Origin of the sequence: Arthrobacter sp. D5-1, assembly GCF_017357425.1 — a bacterium.
Lineage (GTDB): Bacteria > Actinomycetota > Actinomycetes > Actinomycetales > Micrococcaceae > Arthrobacter.
This window is the reverse complement of the sequence record NZ_CP014571.1, coordinates 2,798,778-2,813,029: the sequence shown is the minus strand read 5'-3', so window position 1 is coordinate 2,813,029 and position 14,252 is coordinate 2,798,778. Positions and strand designations below refer to the sequence as shown.

Here is a 14,252-nt window from a genome sequence, read left to right as displayed (position 1 = left end):
CGCAGTTGGGATGTCAGGGCCGTGGAATAGGCTGAACCAATGCATAAGCAGCGCGTAGTCTTCGTTCACGGCCTGGGCAGCTTTGGTGCTGCGGCATGGCCGAAACAGCACGGCATGGCCCTCGCTTATGACGCGCTGTTCCTGCGCCGGCATGGCTTTGACGTTGCAGCAGAACCCGTGGGATCGAGCGTTGCCGCGGACGTTGCCATTGTCATCAATTCCCTGGCGGATACGGGTGGCGGCCACGTCGTAGCGCACGAGCAAGGTGCCATCTCCGCCATGCTGGCTGCCATAGAACGTCCGGACCTGGTGCACTCGCTGAGCTTGGTTGAGCCTGCTTGTTTGTCCCTGACAGCCGAGCTTCCGGCCACAGCCTCCCATCGGGCCCTTATGGAACCCCTGTTCGATGTACGGAGCCAGCTCAACGACGCCGACTACCAACGTGAGTACTACCGCCGGGCGTTTTCTGCCGAAACGGGGGGACTGGATACTCCCGAAGCGCGCCGTTCAGCCCGCAGGCTCAGGCTCCAGGCCCCGCCTTGGGAGGCCCCGCTGCACATCGTGCCCGGTGTCCCCACGTTGGTCCTCACGGGTGGCTGGGAACCCCTGTATGAGGAAATTGCCGGTTACCTCCAGGAAACCGGAGCCCTCCGCCGTGTTGCTGCGGGAGGGCACCGGCCCCAGGATTCAGTGGACGGGGATCACATCATCCGATCGTTTGTTGGTGACGTCGGACGGGCCATGTCAGTTCAGGCTTCCTGAGCCGGCCTCAAATGTGTCCGGGCTGCCGGGTACCTGCAGTTCCGGCAAATAGACCTTTCCGCCAGATGCCAGGAATTCCTGGCTCTTTCCGCGCATGCCGCTGTACATTTCCGCAATGGCTGTCTGCGCCTCTTCTGATCCGTATTCGTCACGGATGTCCTGGCTGATGCGCATCGAACAGAACTTGGGGCCGCACATGGAACAGAAATGGGCGGTCTTGGCCGGTTCCGCCGGCAGCGTTTCGTCGTGGAAGGCTTCTGCTGTGACGGGGTCCAAGGAGAGGGCAAACTGGTCACGCCAACGGAACTCGAATCTGGCCTTGGACAAGGCATCGTCCCGCTCGTGGGCCCCGGGATGGCCCTTGGCCAGGTCGGCGGCGTGGGCTGCGATCTTGTACGTGATGACACCGGTCTTGACGTCGTCCTTATTGGGAAGGCCCAAATGTTCCTTGGGGGTCACGTAACACAGCATGGCGGTGCCGTACCTGGCAATCTCGGTGGCGCCGATGGCTGAGGTGATGTGGTCATAACCAGGAGCGACATCCGTGACCAAGGGCCCAAGGGTGTAGAAAGGGGCTCCCTTGCACAGTTCCTGCTGGCGTTCCACATTTTCCCGGACCAGGTGGAACGGCACGTGGCCAGGTCCTTCCACCATCACCTGCACATCGAACTCCCACGCCCGCTGTGTCAGCTCGGCGAGGGTATCCAATTCGGCGAACTGGGCTGCGTCATTGGCATCGGCGGTTGCACCCGGGCGCAGGCCGTCGCCCAGGGAGAAGGCGACGTCGTACTGGGCGAAGATTTCGCAGAGCTCGTCAAAGTGCGTGTAGAGGAAGTTCTCCTGGTGGTGCGCCAGGCACCAACCCGCCATGATCGACCCGCCACGGGAGACAATTCCCGTGACCCGGTTGGCGGTCAACGGCACATAGCGCAGGAGCACGCCGGCGTGGATGGTCATGTAGTCCACGCCCTGCTCACATTGCTCGATCACAGTGTCCCGGAAAATCTCCCACGTCAGCTTGTTCGCCTCGCCGTTGACTTTCTCCAGCGCCTGGTAGATGGGGACCGTCCCGATCGGGACCGGGGAGTTGCGGATGATCCACTCCCGGGTGGTGTGGATGTCGTCCCCAGTGGAGAGATCCATGACGGTATCGGCACCCCATTGAGTGGCCCACTGCAGCTTGTCCACCTCTTCCGCGATGGAGCTCGTCACTGCAGAGTTGCCGATGTTGGCGTTGATTTTCACCAGGAAGGCTTTGCCGATGATCATCGGTTCTGACTCGGGGTGGTTGATGTTGTTCGGAATGATCGCCCGTCCTGCGGCAACTTCGCTGCGGACCAGCTCAACGTCACAGTTTTCCCGCAACGCGACGAACTGCATCTCGGGAGTCACCGTGCCCTGCTTGGCGTAGTGCATCTGCGTGACGGTTTTACCTTCGACGGCGCGGCGGGGCACCGGTTGGGTGCCCTTCCACTCTGCTGATGCTTCCCCGCGCCGCACCGCTGACTTGCCGTCGTCCAGCAGGTTTCGCTCCCGTCCGCGGTAAGCCACGGTGTCACCGCGGGCTTCGATCCATGGAGCGCGGAAAGGCTCAAGCCCCACAACGGGATCACTGCCGGGGCCCGCAGTGCGGTACACCTGGAACGCCGGGTTGGCTGTGCCGTTGGGAGACGGTTCCAAGGCGATCTCGGTGACGGGCACCCGGATCCCGTGGTCCGGGTCCTCCAGGTAGGCCAATGAATGGGATGTCAGCGACTGGGTCACAGATTCCGGCGTCCTTGCGCTGGAGCCGGACCGGTTTTGGGCAGGGCTGTGCTGTGTTTTTGTGGTGCTCAAAGGATTACTCACTTCCTTCGCCGGCATTACCCGGACAGGTTCAACGGTCGCAGACTGCATCAGTCCGATCTCAGCCCCTGCAGGGGCCCCCGTGTGGTCGTAGACGAAGCTACCACAGCTCACAACGGGCACCCAGTCACATGAACGAACCAGCGTCCAGGACGCCGCTGCGGACTAGGCTTTTGATATGGCCACCATCATCGAATTCAGCGGATCTGTGCTTGTCTCGGCGGACGAAGAGCGCCAAGGGATGTGGTCTGTTGACGGAGTCCTGACGTTCGAACGCCCCACGGCCACACCGGACCTGGTGTTGGATGGCTGGGTCCTCCCGGGTTTCGTTGATGCCCACTGCCACATCGGTTTGGGTGTGGGTGGCGCCGTTGACGAGCGGACCACCCTTGCGCAGGCCCACGCTGACCTCGACGCCGGGACTCTGCTGATACGGGATGCCGGATCACCAAGTGACACCCGTTGGGTCCAGCAACGCGCGGACGTTCCCCGGTTGATCCGGGCAGGTAGGCACATTGCCCGGAGCCGGCGGTACCTCCGCGGTTTGGGGCATGAAGTCGAACCCGGCCAACTCGTGGAGACCGTCCGGAAGGAAGCGCGGGATGGAGACGGGTGGGTCAAGTTGGTGGGGGACTGGATCGACCGTGGCGTGGGTGACCTCGCTGCCTCTTTCCCCGCCAAAATCGTCAAGGATGCCATCGCTGCCGCCCACGATGAAGGTGCCCGGGTGACGGCCCACTGCTTTGCCGAGGACACAGTGGACGACATGCTAGATGCAGGCATCGACTGCATCGAACATGCCACGGGCCTGCTGCCGCGACACATTCCGCGCTTGGTGGAGCAGTCCGTGCCGATCGTTCCCACCTTGGTCAACATTGCGACTTTCCCGGACATTGCTGCCCAGGCTGCCCCAAAGTTTCCTGACTATGCGGACCACATGGTGCGGCTTTGGGAGCGTCGGCGCGAGCGGGTGTTGGAGGCCTTTGAGTCAGGCGTGGCCATTTATGCGGGCACGGACGCCGGCAGCGTGATCAAGCACGGCAGGATCGCAGACGAAATGAAGGAACTGCACGACGCCGGCCTGCCGCCGGCCGCGGTCCTGGACGCCGCGGCGTGGCGTGCCCGGGAGTGGCTGGGGGCCGAGGGCATCAGCGAAGGGGCGGGTGCCGACGTCGTGTTGTGCTCCGAGGATCCCCGGATCGAGCTGGAAACTGTTTCCAGCCTTAAACACATCGTGCTGCGCGGTTCACTGGTCCGTTAGGAATAAATTGAAGCTTCAAGTAATTTAGAGAAGTAGAAAGGTGCTGATGAGCGGCACCTCGAACCCGGGAGCGTCACATGACCACACCACTCAGCCAGGATCTTCTGCCTGCCGAACTGACCATGGGCACCGTCATGCTCAAGGTCGGCAACATGGCTGTCATGAGCGACTACTATCAGCGCGCCCTTGGCCTTGACGTGGTGGCCGAGCAGGATGGCGGGCTCTACCTGGGGCGGCTCGGAAAGCCCGTGGTGCATCTTGCCCCGGCGTCCGGTCTCCAGATTCCAGGCCGTGGGGAGGCTGGCCTGTTTCACACGGCCATTCTGTTCGACGACCAGCCTTCATTGGCTGCCACCATTGCTACCGCCGCCGAGTACGAGCCCCGAGCGTTCGCGGGCAGTGCCGACCATCTGGTCAGCGAAGCGTTCTACTTTACCGATCCTGAAGGCAATGGCATTGAGCTCTACTACGACAAGCCGCGTGAACTCTGGCAGTGGGATGGCAGGAATGTGGTGATGGACAATGTTGCCTTGCCTCCGCAGCGATTCCTCGAGCAGCACCTGAGTGAAGCCGCGGTGACCGGGCAGCGCGAGGCGGCGGCCGGAATTGGACACGTCCACCTGCAAGTCGGTGACGTCGGAACTGCCCAACACTTCTACGTGGAAACCCTGGGCTTTGAGCGGACCGCGGGCTGGCATGGCCAGGCATTGTTCGTTTCCGCCGGCGGCTACCACCACCACATGGCCATGAACGTGTGGAACAGCCGCGGCGCCGGGCCCCGCAAGGACACGCTGGGCCTGGGGGAAGTGCTCATTGAGGTCCCCGACGCCGACGACGTAGCGGCGCTTGCGGATCGATTGAAGATCGCAGGAGTGCAGAACCACCACACCGGCGCCGAACTCCAGTTCGAGGATCCGTGGCGGAACAAACTGCGGGTTGCCGTCCGCTAAGCAGCGCCACTCCTGCTGCGCCGGCACACTCCCGTTGCGCCGCCCACTCCTGCATTAGGCTGGGCAGTGACGGCACGGATCCAACCGGGTTTTGTGCCGCCGCCCCGTCAGCACGAAGGAATGAGAGTACTTTCCATGGGCTTTGCCGAAATTTTTGTAGCCACCCACGATGAAGCACTCAAGAGGGCAGCGGCCCTGGATAAGGGCGCGGATGTCACCGGCCCCGCCGTCAGGATTGACGGCATTACCGATTTCGAAGTGGAGCAGCTGGGTGACCTTGCCGGCCAGGCGGTCCACGCAGCCGGTGCTGACTACGAACTTGCCCTGGTTGATGTCACCAGCGATGCGCTTCTGGGTGTCCCCGAAGCCATGGTGCGGGCCTTGGCCGAGCTGTTGACGTACGAGAGCGAAGGCGAGGCAAATGTCCTCGATGACGTTGCCGCAGCCTGGGCTGCGCAGGACGATATGCCCTTCGACGCTGCCCAATCCCGCCAGTACGTCCAGCAGTTGGCTGCCTTGGCAACCGATGTTGAAAAGGTGGAGCGCGCCGGGCTCTACGTCTGGTCCGAATAGCACTTCCGCCCGGGCATGGGCGCACCTTGCACCCCGCGGGTGAGCAACAACACACGGGCCCAGGTGGCGTAAGTCGTATTTGCTCCGGGCATCTGGCACAATAGACAGGTACTCGATCGGTGCGGCCCCTCTCTCCGTGCTCGTATCTTGTCCTTCGAACCGTCCAGTATGGCCCGCCCCACGGGTGCAGAACGTCGGGTTCACCTCGTTTCAGAAACAGGAGTGACCACAAAAGTGGCCGTAAAGATTCGCCTTAAGCGCTTCGGTAAGATGCGCGCACCGTACTACCGCATTGTCGTCATGGATGCCCGCGCCAAGCGCGATGGCCGTGCCATTGAAGAAATCGGCAAGTACCACCCCACCGAAGAGCCGTCGTACATCGAGGTCGCTTCCGAGCGCGCCCAGTACTGGCTTTCCGTTGGCGCCCAGCCGACCGAGCAGGTTGCTGCGATCCTCAAGATCACCGGTGACTGGCAGAAGTTCAAGGGCCTCCCGGGCCAGGAAGGCACCCTGAAGACCAAAGCTCCGAAGGAAGCCTTCGTAGCACCGGAGAAGGGTTCCGTCATCATTCCGGAAGCCATCACCAAGAAGGCCAAGAAGGACGAAGCAGAAGCTCCGGCCGAGGCTGAAGCAGAGACCACCGAGGCTGAGTAAGTTGCTGGCAGAAGCGCTCGAACACTTGGTCCGTGGGATCGTTGACAGCCCTGAGGATGTCAAGGTCAGTGCCAAGAACAACCGCCGCGGGGAATCCCTTGAGGTGCGCGTTCACCAGGAGGACCTCGGACGGGTGATCGGCCGTCAAGGACGCACCGCACGCGCTTTGCGCACAGTGGTTGCAGCCTTGGCAGGTGGCGAGCAGGTCAGGGTCGACGTCGTCGACACCGACCGCCGCCGGTAACGCGCTCAGCACTGCTTGTCTTAGGTCCGGCCCCTTCACCGAATATGGTGGAGGGGCCGGATTGCTTTATCCACCCTTTCATCACCGTGGCTGCCCGGCGGCGCGGTACACAAGAATTCAGAGGAACCCATGCAGCTCCAGGTGGCCCGGATCGGCAAACCCCATGGCATCCGCGGCGAGGTGACCGTCCAGGTGCTCACCGACGCCCCTTCCGAGCGATTCGTCGCAGGAACCGAGTTCATTGTGGAACCGGCATCGGCCGGCCCGTTGACCATCCGCAGTGCCCGGTGGAACAAGGACATTCTGCTGCTGGGCTTCGAGGAGATCGCCGACCGCAACGAAGCGGAAGTCATCCGTGGTGCGAAGCTCTTCATCGAGACCGAAGAACTTGACGACGAAGACGACGACGAAGGCTGGTACGAGCACGAGTTGGTCGGCCTCGAGGCGCGTGTTGGTTCGCAGGTGGTTGGCAAGGTGGCCGCCCTCAACACCCTGCCCGTCCAGGACCTGCTGATGGTCAAGACGGACGATGGCAAGGAAATCCTGGTTCCCTTCGTCGAGGAGATCGTTCCCGAAGTCAATGTTGAGGACGGGTACATCCTGATCACCCCGCCGGCCGGGCTCTTTGAAGTCAACGACGACTCATCCGGGGAGCCCGAGGACGGCACGGGGGATGAAGCCTGAATGAGGATTGACGTTGTCAGCATCTTCCCGGAGTACCTTGCACCGCTGGAGCTCTCCCTCATAGGAAAAGCCCGCCAGGATGGCCTGCTGGAACTCAACGTCCACGATTTGCGCGCGTTCACCACGGACAAGCACAGAACTGTGGACGATACACCCTATGGTGGTGGCGCCGGGATGGTGATGAAGCCGGAACCGTGGGCACAGGCCCTTGAATCAGTGGCCGGTGCTCCTGAAGGGTCCAAGCCGGTACTGATTGTTCCGTCGCCGGCAGGGGAGCGGTTCAACCAGGCCCTCGCCTATGAGCTCGCCGAGGAGCAGCAGCTTGTCTTCGCCTGTGGGCGGTATGAAGGCATCGACGAACGGGTCATCGACTGGGCGCGGGACCACTTCACTGTCCGGCCCGTCAGCCTCGGTGATTACGTGCTCAATGGCGGCGAAGTCGCGGTGCTGGCCATGGTCGAAGCCATCGGCCGGCTCCTTCCCGGCGTGGTGGGAAACCCTGAGTCACTGGTGGAAGAGTCCCATTCGGACGGCCTCCTGGAGTACCCCGTCTACACCAAGCCGTCCGCGTGGCGCGACCATGACGTCCCTGCTGTCCTGCTGAGCGGCAACCATGGAAAAATCGCCCAATGGCGGCGCCACGAGCAATTCCGGCGGACCGCAGAGCGGCGTCCGGACCTTTTGGAAACGTTCGACGCCGGTACCTTGAGCCGCGCTGACCGCAACGCCCTGTCTGACCTCGGGTACGACGTCGTCGACGGTCGCTTGCGTCCCCGCCCTGGCGGCGACGCCGCAATCTGAGGTCCGCTGCCGCCGTCGAAAGTTCAATAGTCGTGACAGTTGGCCCGATGGCAGCGCATATGGCAGAATTAACCCTTGTGTCTACTGGGCTGACACCTGCCACAGGGGGAGTTCAGCCAACAGTCGGACAACCCGGCCGCGCCAATCAGTGGCGGAGCCGGACACTAAGAAACTTCGGCGGAGATTTCCGGCGGCCCTTCGTGCCCCGGGCTTGTCTGCCGTAACCCAAAGTGAATGACCTGTGGCGTTCACCAGGAGTGGATTAATGCATATCCTCGATAGCGTAGATGCAGCCTCGCTGCGTAACGATGTTCCTGAGTTCCGCGCGGGTGACACCCTCAAGGTTCACGTCAACATCATTGAAGGCAAGAACTCCCGTGTCCAGGTCTTCCAGGGCTTCGTCCTGGGCCGCCAGGGTGACGGCGTTCGCGAAACCTTCACCGTGCGCAAGGTTTCCTTCGGTGTCGGCGTAGAGCGCACCTTCCCGGTACACTCCCCGATCATCGAGAAGATCGAGGTCGTCACCAAGGGTGACGTCCGCCGCGCCAAGCTTTACTACATGCGCGCACTGCGCGGTAAGGCTGCGAAGATCAAGGAAAAGCGCGACTTCGCCAAGTAAGTCCTGCGACTTATGTAACGGGTCCAGGATTCGTGCCCGGTTGTTCCGGAGCAATCCGCAACGCAACAGGGATACGAGTCATGGACACATCAGAACGCCAGCCCCGGAAACAGGGCTGGCGTTTTGTTTTCCTTGCACTGGTCCTCGCCGTGGCCATCAGCGGACTGGTCCGGTCCTTGTGGCTGGACGTTTACTACATCCCATCCGAATCCATGGAGCCGCTCCTCGGGGCAGGGGACAGGATCCTGGTGTCACGGACGGCCTTTACTTCCGAGCCGATCCGCCGCGGTGACATCGTGGTCTTCGACGGCCGTGGCTCGTTCGCGCCGCTGAGCAGCGGACAAGGCCCTTTTGTTGACGCCGTCTCGGCTGCAAGCCAGTGGTTTGGACTGACCGGCAGCGACACCACCTATGTCAAGCGGGTCATCGGCGTCGCAGGGGACCGCGTCCAGTGCTGCGATCCCAGTGGCCACCTCACAGTCAACGGCCAGCCGGTTGAGGAACCCTATGTGTATCCAGGGGATGCACCCAGCAAGCAGAAATTCGACGTCATGGTACCCGAGGGCCGCCTGTGGCTGATGGGTGACCACCGCTCCCGCTCCGCAGACTCCCGGGGACTGCTGGGTGCGCCGGGCGGCGGTATGGTTCCTGTGGAACGGGTGATAGGACGGCCGGTCCAGATCATCTGGCCACTTGATAGATTTGCAGAGATGCCTCGCTCTACGCAGGCCGAAACATCGAAGAACGGACAGTAGATGCCGGACAAGGCTCCAGAGAATCCCGAGCGGTACGACGACGACGCCCGGGTCTCGGACGGAACGGCACCTGCCGCCGGGGTGGATGAACCGCGCCAACCCGACGACGCGTCAGGTGGTTCCGGCAACGCAGCTGCTGCCCCCGGCAACGGCAAGACAGCCGCCCGTGAATCGACGGGCGGCGCCCACGCAGTGGAGAAGCCCCGCAAGAACCCTGTCCTGGTCTGGGTCAAAGAGATTGTGACCGTGGTGGCCATCGCGCTGGTGCTGTCCTTCCTGCTGAAGACTTTCCTTTTCCGGGCGTTCTACATTCCGTCGGAGTCCATGGAAAGCACCCTCGACGTCAACGACCGCATCTTCATCAACCTCCTGGTCCCTGAACCTTTCGCCCTGCAACGTGGAGATGTTGTGGTGTTCAAGGACTCCCAGAACTGGCTGACGCCGGTAGCCAAAGAGCCTGCCGGCCCCATGGACTGGGTGGGGGACGCGCTGGAGTTTGTGGGGTTGGCTGCCGACGACAATGAGCAGCACCTCGTCAAGCGTGTCATTGGGCTTCCCGGGGACCGGGTTTCCTGCTGCGATGCCCAAGGGCGTGTCAGTATTAATGGTGTGCCGTTGGATGAGACGTACATCAACCCGGCCGAGATACCGCAGCCGAATGCCTTCGACATTGTGGTTCCGGAGGGCAAGGTGTGGGTGATGGGCGATAACCGCAATCATTCGGCGGACTCACGGGCCCACCAGGAGAGCAACGGCGGCTTCATCAACATTGAAGACATTGAGGGCAGGGCCACTGTCATAGCCTGGCCCGTCAATCGCTGGACCTACCTCGACAACTTTCCGGACGTCTTCCGCGATGTCCCCGAAAGCACCCCGGCAAAATAATGGCAACAACGGCTGCCGGCCCCAAGGGCAAGACGCAGGTCAAAGTCCCGGCCAAGACCAAGAAGAGCGCCAAGCCCGCCACCAAGGCCAAGAGCCCTGTGGGTTTCCCCACCCTTGACGTGGAGCGGTCCTTCCTGGCGCCCGGCGTGCGGTTGCTGGCCGGTGTGGATGAGGTGGGTCGTGGCGCCCTGGCTGGACCCGTCAGTGTCGGGATTGCCGTGGTCAACCTAGAGGATCATGGCTTGTTGGCCGATGTGCGGGACAGCAAACTTCTCAAGCCTGAGGACCGTGACAGGCTGGAACCCTTGGTCCGCGAATGGGCTGTTGCTTCCGCCGTAGGACACGCCTCGTCCAGGGAAATTGATGACATTGGCATTATTGCAGCCTTGCGCCTGGCAGGGACGCGTGCGTGGCTGGAGATCCTGGCCGGCGGAACCACGCCAGACGTCGTCCTCCTGGATGGCAGCCACAACTGGCTCTCCCCGGATGTTCAGGCGTCCCTCTTTGACGAGCCCGCGCCGGGACCTTGGTGCGAGGCTCCCGTACATACCCGGGTCAAAGCAGACATGAGCTGCCTCAGCGTTGCAGCTGCCAGTGTCCTGGCCAAAGTGGCACGTGACCGCATCATGGTGGATCTCCATTCGGAGGTCCCTGCCTACGGGTGGAACGAGAACAAGGGATATGCCACCTCCGCCCACAGGGACGTGATCCGGCTCCAAGGGCCCAGCGCCTACCACCGGACCAGTTGGAACCTTACGGGGCCTGACGCCGGCTGACGGCACACCGCACAGTGCTGCTGCCCTGCTGTGGCCTGGGGTCATGCTCCGGTTGGCGCATGCCGCGCGGCAGATAGTGCAAGATGGAACTATGAGTGCCGAGGACCTTGAGAACTATGAAACCGACATGGAGCTGCAGCTCTACCGCGAGTACAGGGATGTTGTCGGTCTGTTCAGCTACGTCGTGGAAACTGAACGACGGTTCTACCTGGCCAATCATGTTGATCTGCAGGCACGCAGCGCGGACGGTGAAGTCTACTTCGACCTGACCCTCCAGGATGCCTGGGTATGGGATGTTTACCGTTCAGCCCGTTTCGTGAAGAACGTCCGCGTGATCACGTTCAAGGACGTCAATGTCGAAGAGCTGCCCCGCAGTGAAGACCTGTCCCTGCCCAAGGATGGCGGGCTCGGGGACTTGGGCGATCTTGGAAACTAGCATCTGACTCTTCCTCCACAGCAGTGATCCGGGAAGGTTTACCCACATAGCCCCGTGAGCCCCTGCAGCCCACCGCCGCCAGCCGGAAAGCTGGTAAGCGGAGGTGATGGTCATGAGACCAAAAGACCTGCTGGGCAGGAGCGGCGAGGCCTTGGCGGCCGGTTTTCTGGAAAGCCAGGGGATGCGGATCGTCGATCGTAATTGGCGATGCGCAGACGGTGAAATCGACATCGTCGCGATCGACGGAGACACCCTTGTGGTGGCTGAAGTCAAAACCCGACGAAGCCTTGACTATGGGCATCCTTTTGAAGCTGTGGGGACTGCCAAGTTGGCCCGCCTCCACCGATTGGCTTCATCGTGGTGCCGGGAACACGAGCTGAAGGCACTCCGGAGGCGCGTGGACGTCGTGTCGGTCATCGACGACGGCGTGGGCGAGCCGGAGCTTGACCACCTGCGGGGTGTGGGCTGAATGGGAGTGGGGCGCAGCTACTGCGTTGCCTTGGTGGGCCTCAACGGCTACATCGTGGAGGTTGAAGCCGATATAGGCCAGACACTTCCGAACTTTGTCATTCTGGGCCTGCCGGACGCTGCTCTGAACGAAGCCAAGGAGCGAATCCGCTCGGCTGCCCAAAACTCCGGGATACCCCTGAGCCGGCGAAAAATTACGGCCAACCTGATACCGGCGTCGCTCCCAAAACGGGGCTCCGGCTTCGACCTGGCGATTACCATGGCGGTTCTGTGTGCCGCCAACGACGTCCGTTCCATCGACGGGACGGTATTCATCGCGGAACTTGGTTTGGACGGCCGGTTGCGGCCGGTCCGGGGCATCCTGCCGGCGGTGATGGCGGCCGTTCAGGCTGGCTATCCCGACGTCGTGGTAGCTGACTCAAACGCCGTGGAGGCTTCCTTGGTACCGGGGGCGAACGTCCGCGGGTACAAGACGCTCGCCAGGCTCGCGTTCGACTTCGGGGCCGACCCCAAGGAGTTGGCCCTCGACTACGACCCCGGGGACGGCTGCGTCCCTGACGACGACGGCGGCGGCGACCATGCCTTGGTGCCGGACCTCTGCGATGTGTCGGGCCAAGGCGAGGCGCGCAGGGCGCTTGAAGTCGCCGCCGCCGGCGGCCACCACATGCTGCTGACAGGGCCGCCGGGTGCTGGAAAAACGATGCTGGCGGAGCGTCTGCCCGGACTGCTCCCGGATTTGGCAGATAACGCTGCGATGGAGGTGACGGCCATCCATTCGTTGGCCGCCGTACAATCCTCGGCAGTGCGGCTGATCCGTAGGCCGCCTTTCGAGAATCCTCATCACAGTGCCACAGCTGCGGCCATCATTGGCGGTGGATCCGGACTTCCACGCCCGGGTGCTGCATCTCGGGCGCATCGCGGCGTGCTGTTCCTGGACGAAGCCCCGGAATATGAACGCCGTGTGCTCGATGCGCTCCGGCAACCGCTGGAGAGTGGGGAGCTCGTCATTCACCGCTCCGCAGGAACGGCGGCGTACCCAGCCCGTTTCCAACTCGTCCTTGCTGCAAACCCTTGCCCGTGCGGGAAGGCGTCAGGCAAGGGCATGGACTGCACCTGTACTGCCATGATGCGGCGGCGGTACTTCGGGAGGATGTCGGGTCCGCTGCTGGACAGGGTAGACATCCAGCTCCAGGTTGAACGGGTCTCCCTGGCGGATTTCGGTCAAGCAGGACGGGAAGAAGACACAGGCACTGTAGCGGCCCGGGTATTGGCGGCGAGGGAAGCCCAGTTGGATCGGTTGCGGCAATTGGGGCTTGAAACGAACTCCCAAGTTCCAGGACGCACCTTGCGAGGCGAACTGCGGCTGGCGTCGGGGACCACCCGGATCCTGGACACCGCATTGGAACGCGGCACATTGACTGCCCGCGGTTACGATCGCGTCCTTCGGTTGGCATGGACGCTCGCCGACCTGGGACACAGCGGGACACCGGACGTTGACCACATCGGCCAAGCGCTCAGTCTGCGACAAGCGGCGGGTGCGCCATGACAGACCATGAATCGAAGGGAACCAATCCAGTGGCAACAGCGGGGATGCAGGACAAAGAACGGATTGCCCGGGCAGCACTTGCCCGGCTTATGGAGCCGCAGGACTCCGTTGGGCTCGCCTTGGTACGGGCTCTCGGGGCGGTTGATGCCCTGGGTGTGGCGACCGGGGAACTGGCGGCAGGTCCCACTGTGGAGCAGGAGATTACCGCACTGCTGGTTGAGGCAGGGGGACCGTCCACGTGGGTAGGGCTCCCGGCCAGTCTCCGGAGATGGGCGCCGCGCGTCAGTGACCTTGCACCGGAGCGTGACCTTGAAACCATGCGTCGGCTGGGTGGGCGCTTCATCATTCCCGGGGATGAGTTATGGCCGGAGCAACTGGAGGACCTTGGACTCCAGAAACCGCTCTGTCTCTGGTGGCGGGGCCAGGAACAGCCGCTGCCGCCCTTGGTGCGAACCATTGCCTTGGTCGGATCCAGGGACAGTACGAGCTACGGCGCGTCCGTTACGGGAGACTTCGCGTTTGGCTTGGCGCAGCGTGGCTACACGGTGGTCTCCGGAGGCGCCTATGGCATTGATGCCCATGCTCACCGTGGGGCGCTCAGCGGCGGGGGAGCCGGGCTGCCCACCATTGCCGTGATGGCCGGCGGTGTGGACCGCTTCTACCCCTCCGGCAACGAGGACCTGCTCCGGGCTGTTGCCACCCAAGGTGCTGTCATCTCGGAGGTGCCGCCTGGGTCCGCACCTACCCGCTACCGGTTCCTTATCCGGACTACTGAGGTCAGGGATGGGCCAGTACTTCTTCGATTGCCCAACCGAGAATCCGTAGGTCGTAGTCGTCCTGCTGAATTAGGCCGTGCAGGTAGGCGTCGAACTCGATCAACTCTGCGTTACCGCCGTTGCCCCAGTAGCTCACCCACAGGTCCTGAAGGTAAGTCTCGTCCAGTTCAATGAGATTTTGTGCCGTCAGTCGTGGATCTTCCATCATGGATATCCC

The 14,252-nt window shown here is 62.6% G+C and carries 17 protein-coding genes, 1 pseudogene and 1 riboswitch; of the genes and pseudogenes, 16 read left to right on the top strand and 2 right to left on the bottom strand.

What is annotated here, in order from left to right:
• Nucleotides 1-39: 39 nt before the first annotated feature.
• Nucleotides 40-762, top strand: coding sequence for an alpha/beta hydrolase (locus tag AYX22_RS12840; protein ID WP_207593796.1), 723 nt, complete (start codon nucleotides 40-42; stop codon nucleotides 760-762).
• Here AYX22_RS12840 and thiC read toward each other — a convergent pair.
• Nucleotides 745-2,598 (bottom strand): phosphomethylpyrimidine synthase ThiC, encoded by a 1,854-nt coding sequence (thiC, locus tag AYX22_RS12835; protein ID WP_242703326.1) that lies wholly within the window; start codon nucleotides 2,596-2,598, stop codon nucleotides 745-747. The genes AYX22_RS12840 and thiC overlap by 18 nt on opposite strands.
• Nucleotides 2,594-2,701, bottom strand: a riboswitch (TPP riboswitch). It overlaps the preceding gene by 5 nt.
• An 84-nt stretch (nucleotides 2,702-2,785) precedes the next feature.
• On the opposite strand from thiC, the gene AYX22_RS12830 reads away from it, so the two are divergent.
• From AYX22_RS12830 to AYX22_RS12760, 15 genes and pseudogenes are all read left to right on the top strand, one after another.
• A complete protein-coding gene (locus tag AYX22_RS12830) occupies nucleotides 2,786-3,868 on the top strand; it encodes an amidohydrolase family protein (protein ID WP_207593794.1) in 1,083 nt (360 codons plus the stop codon).
• Nucleotides 3,869-3,945: 77 nt separating this feature from the next.
• Nucleotides 3,946-4,818: a VOC family protein gene (locus tag AYX22_RS12825; protein WP_207593793.1), complete on the top strand. Its 873-nt coding sequence runs from the start codon at nucleotides 3,946-3,948 to the stop codon at nucleotides 4,816-4,818.
• Between the two features lie 120 nt (nucleotides 4,819-4,938).
• Entirely contained in the window at nucleotides 4,939-5,391 is a 453-nt protein-coding gene (locus tag AYX22_RS12820) for a hypothetical protein (RefSeq protein ID WP_242703325.1), read from the top strand.
• Nucleotides 5,392-5,625: 234 nt separating this feature from the next.
• On the top strand, nucleotides 5,626-6,045 hold the full coding sequence (rpsP, locus tag AYX22_RS12815) for a 30S ribosomal protein S16 (RefSeq protein WP_017199647.1): 420 nt from the start codon (nucleotides 5,626-5,628) through the stop codon (nucleotides 6,043-6,045).
• 1 nt (nucleotide 6,046) lies between these two features.
• The gene (locus AYX22_RS12810; RefSeq protein ID WP_011775119.1) at nucleotides 6,047-6,289 is read left to right on the top strand and encodes an RNA-binding protein; all 243 of its coding nucleotides are present in this window, start codon (nucleotides 6,047-6,049) and stop codon (nucleotides 6,287-6,289) included.
• Nucleotides 6,290-6,418: 129 nt separating this feature from the next.
• On the top strand, nucleotides 6,419-6,973 hold the full coding sequence (gene rimM / locus AYX22_RS12805) for a ribosome maturation factor RimM (RefSeq protein WP_207593792.1): 555 nt from the start codon (nucleotides 6,419-6,421) through the stop codon (nucleotides 6,971-6,973).
• The gene (gene trmD / locus AYX22_RS12800; RefSeq protein WP_207593791.1) at nucleotides 6,974-7,774 is read left to right on the top strand and encodes a tRNA (guanosine(37)-N1)-methyltransferase TrmD; all 801 of its coding nucleotides are present in this window, start codon (nucleotides 6,974-6,976) and stop codon (nucleotides 7,772-7,774) included. It begins immediately after the preceding gene.
• A 265-nt stretch (nucleotides 7,775-8,039) separates the two neighbouring features.
• Entirely contained in the window at nucleotides 8,040-8,393 is a 354-nt protein-coding gene (rplS, locus tag AYX22_RS12795; protein WP_144649543.1) for a 50S ribosomal protein L19, read from the top strand.
• Nucleotides 8,394-8,473: 80 nt separating this feature from the next.
• Nucleotides 8,474-9,148 (top strand): signal peptidase I, encoded by a 675-nt coding sequence (gene lepB, locus AYX22_RS12790; protein WP_207593790.1) that lies wholly within the window; start codon nucleotides 8,474-8,476, stop codon nucleotides 9,146-9,148.
• Nucleotides 9,149-10,033 (top strand): signal peptidase I, encoded by an 885-nt coding sequence (gene lepB, locus AYX22_RS12785; RefSeq protein WP_207593789.1) that lies wholly within the window; start codon nucleotides 9,149-9,151, stop codon nucleotides 10,031-10,033. It begins immediately after the preceding gene.
• Nucleotides 10,033-10,809 carry a ribonuclease HII gene (locus AYX22_RS12780; protein WP_207593788.1) on the top strand — a complete coding sequence of 259 codons (777 nt, stop codon included), beginning with the start codon at nucleotides 10,033-10,035 and terminating at the stop codon, nucleotides 10,807-10,809. Before lepB (AYX22_RS12785) ends, AYX22_RS12780 begins: the two co-directional genes overlap by 1 nt.
• Before the next feature lie 91 nt (nucleotides 10,810-10,900).
• Nucleotides 10,901-11,245 carry a DUF2469 domain-containing protein gene (locus AYX22_RS12775; protein WP_089595421.1) on the top strand — a complete coding sequence of 115 codons (345 nt, stop codon included), beginning with the start codon at nucleotides 10,901-10,903 and terminating at the stop codon, nucleotides 11,243-11,245.
• A gap of 103 nt (nucleotides 11,246-11,348) precedes the next feature.
• Entirely contained in the window at nucleotides 11,349-11,714 is a 366-nt protein-coding gene (locus AYX22_RS12770) for a YraN family protein (RefSeq protein WP_207593787.1), read from the top strand.
• Entirely contained in the window at nucleotides 11,715-13,259 is a 1,545-nt protein-coding gene (locus AYX22_RS12765) for a YifB family Mg chelatase-like AAA ATPase (protein ID WP_207593786.1), read from the top strand.
• A pseudogene (locus AYX22_RS12760) lies at nucleotides 13,256-14,020 on the top strand (DNA-processing protein DprA); the annotation flags it as partial. The gene AYX22_RS12765 and the pseudogene AYX22_RS12760, both read left to right, overlap by 4 nt.
• Before the next feature lie 16 nt (nucleotides 14,021-14,036).
• On the opposite strand, the gene AYX22_RS12755 reads toward AYX22_RS12760, so the two are convergent.
• A complete protein-coding gene (locus AYX22_RS12755; protein ID WP_207593785.1) occupies nucleotides 14,037-14,243 on the bottom strand; it encodes a hypothetical protein in 207 nt (68 codons plus the stop codon).
• Nucleotides 14,244-14,252 lie beyond the last annotated feature (9 nt).

Coding starts and splice junctions, on each gene's coding strand:
- AYX22_RS12840 (WP_207593796.1), top strand. CDS start 40: ATGCATAAGCAGCGCGTAGTCTTCGTTCACGGCCTGGGCAGCTTTGGT.
- AYX22_RS12830 (WP_207593794.1), top strand. CDS start 2,786: ATGGCCACCATCATCGAATTCAGCGGATCTGTGCTTGTCTCGGCGGAC.
- AYX22_RS12825 (WP_207593793.1), top strand. CDS start 3,946: ATGACCACACCACTCAGCCAGGATCTTCTGCCTGCCGAACTGACCATG.
- AYX22_RS12820 (WP_242703325.1), top strand. CDS start 4,939: ATGAGAGTACTTTCCATGGGCTTTGCCGAAATTTTTGTAGCCACCCAC.
- rimM (WP_207593792.1), top strand. CDS start 6,419: ATGCAGCTCCAGGTGGCCCGGATCGGCAAACCCCATGGCATCCGCGGC.
- trmD (WP_207593791.1), top strand. CDS start 6,974: ATGAGGATTGACGTTGTCAGCATCTTCCCGGAGTACCTTGCACCGCTG.
- rplS (WP_144649543.1), top strand. CDS start 8,040: ATGCATATCCTCGATAGCGTAGATGCAGCCTCGCTGCGTAACGATGTT.
- lepB (WP_207593790.1), top strand. CDS start 8,474: ATGGACACATCAGAACGCCAGCCCCGGAAACAGGGCTGGCGTTTTGTT.
- lepB (WP_207593789.1), top strand. CDS start 9,149: ATGCCGGACAAGGCTCCAGAGAATCCCGAGCGGTACGACGACGACGCC.
- AYX22_RS12780 (WP_207593788.1), top strand. CDS start 10,033: ATGGCAACAACGGCTGCCGGCCCCAAGGGCAAGACGCAGGTCAAAGTC.
- AYX22_RS12775 (WP_089595421.1), top strand. CDS start 10,901: ATGAGTGCCGAGGACCTTGAGAACTATGAAACCGACATGGAGCTGCAG.
- AYX22_RS12765 (WP_207593786.1), top strand. CDS start 11,715: ATGGGAGTGGGGCGCAGCTACTGCGTTGCCTTGGTGGGCCTCAACGGC.
- AYX22_RS12755 (WP_207593785.1), bottom strand. CDS start 14,243: ATGATGGAAGATCCACGACTGACGGCACAAAATCTCATTGAACTGGAC.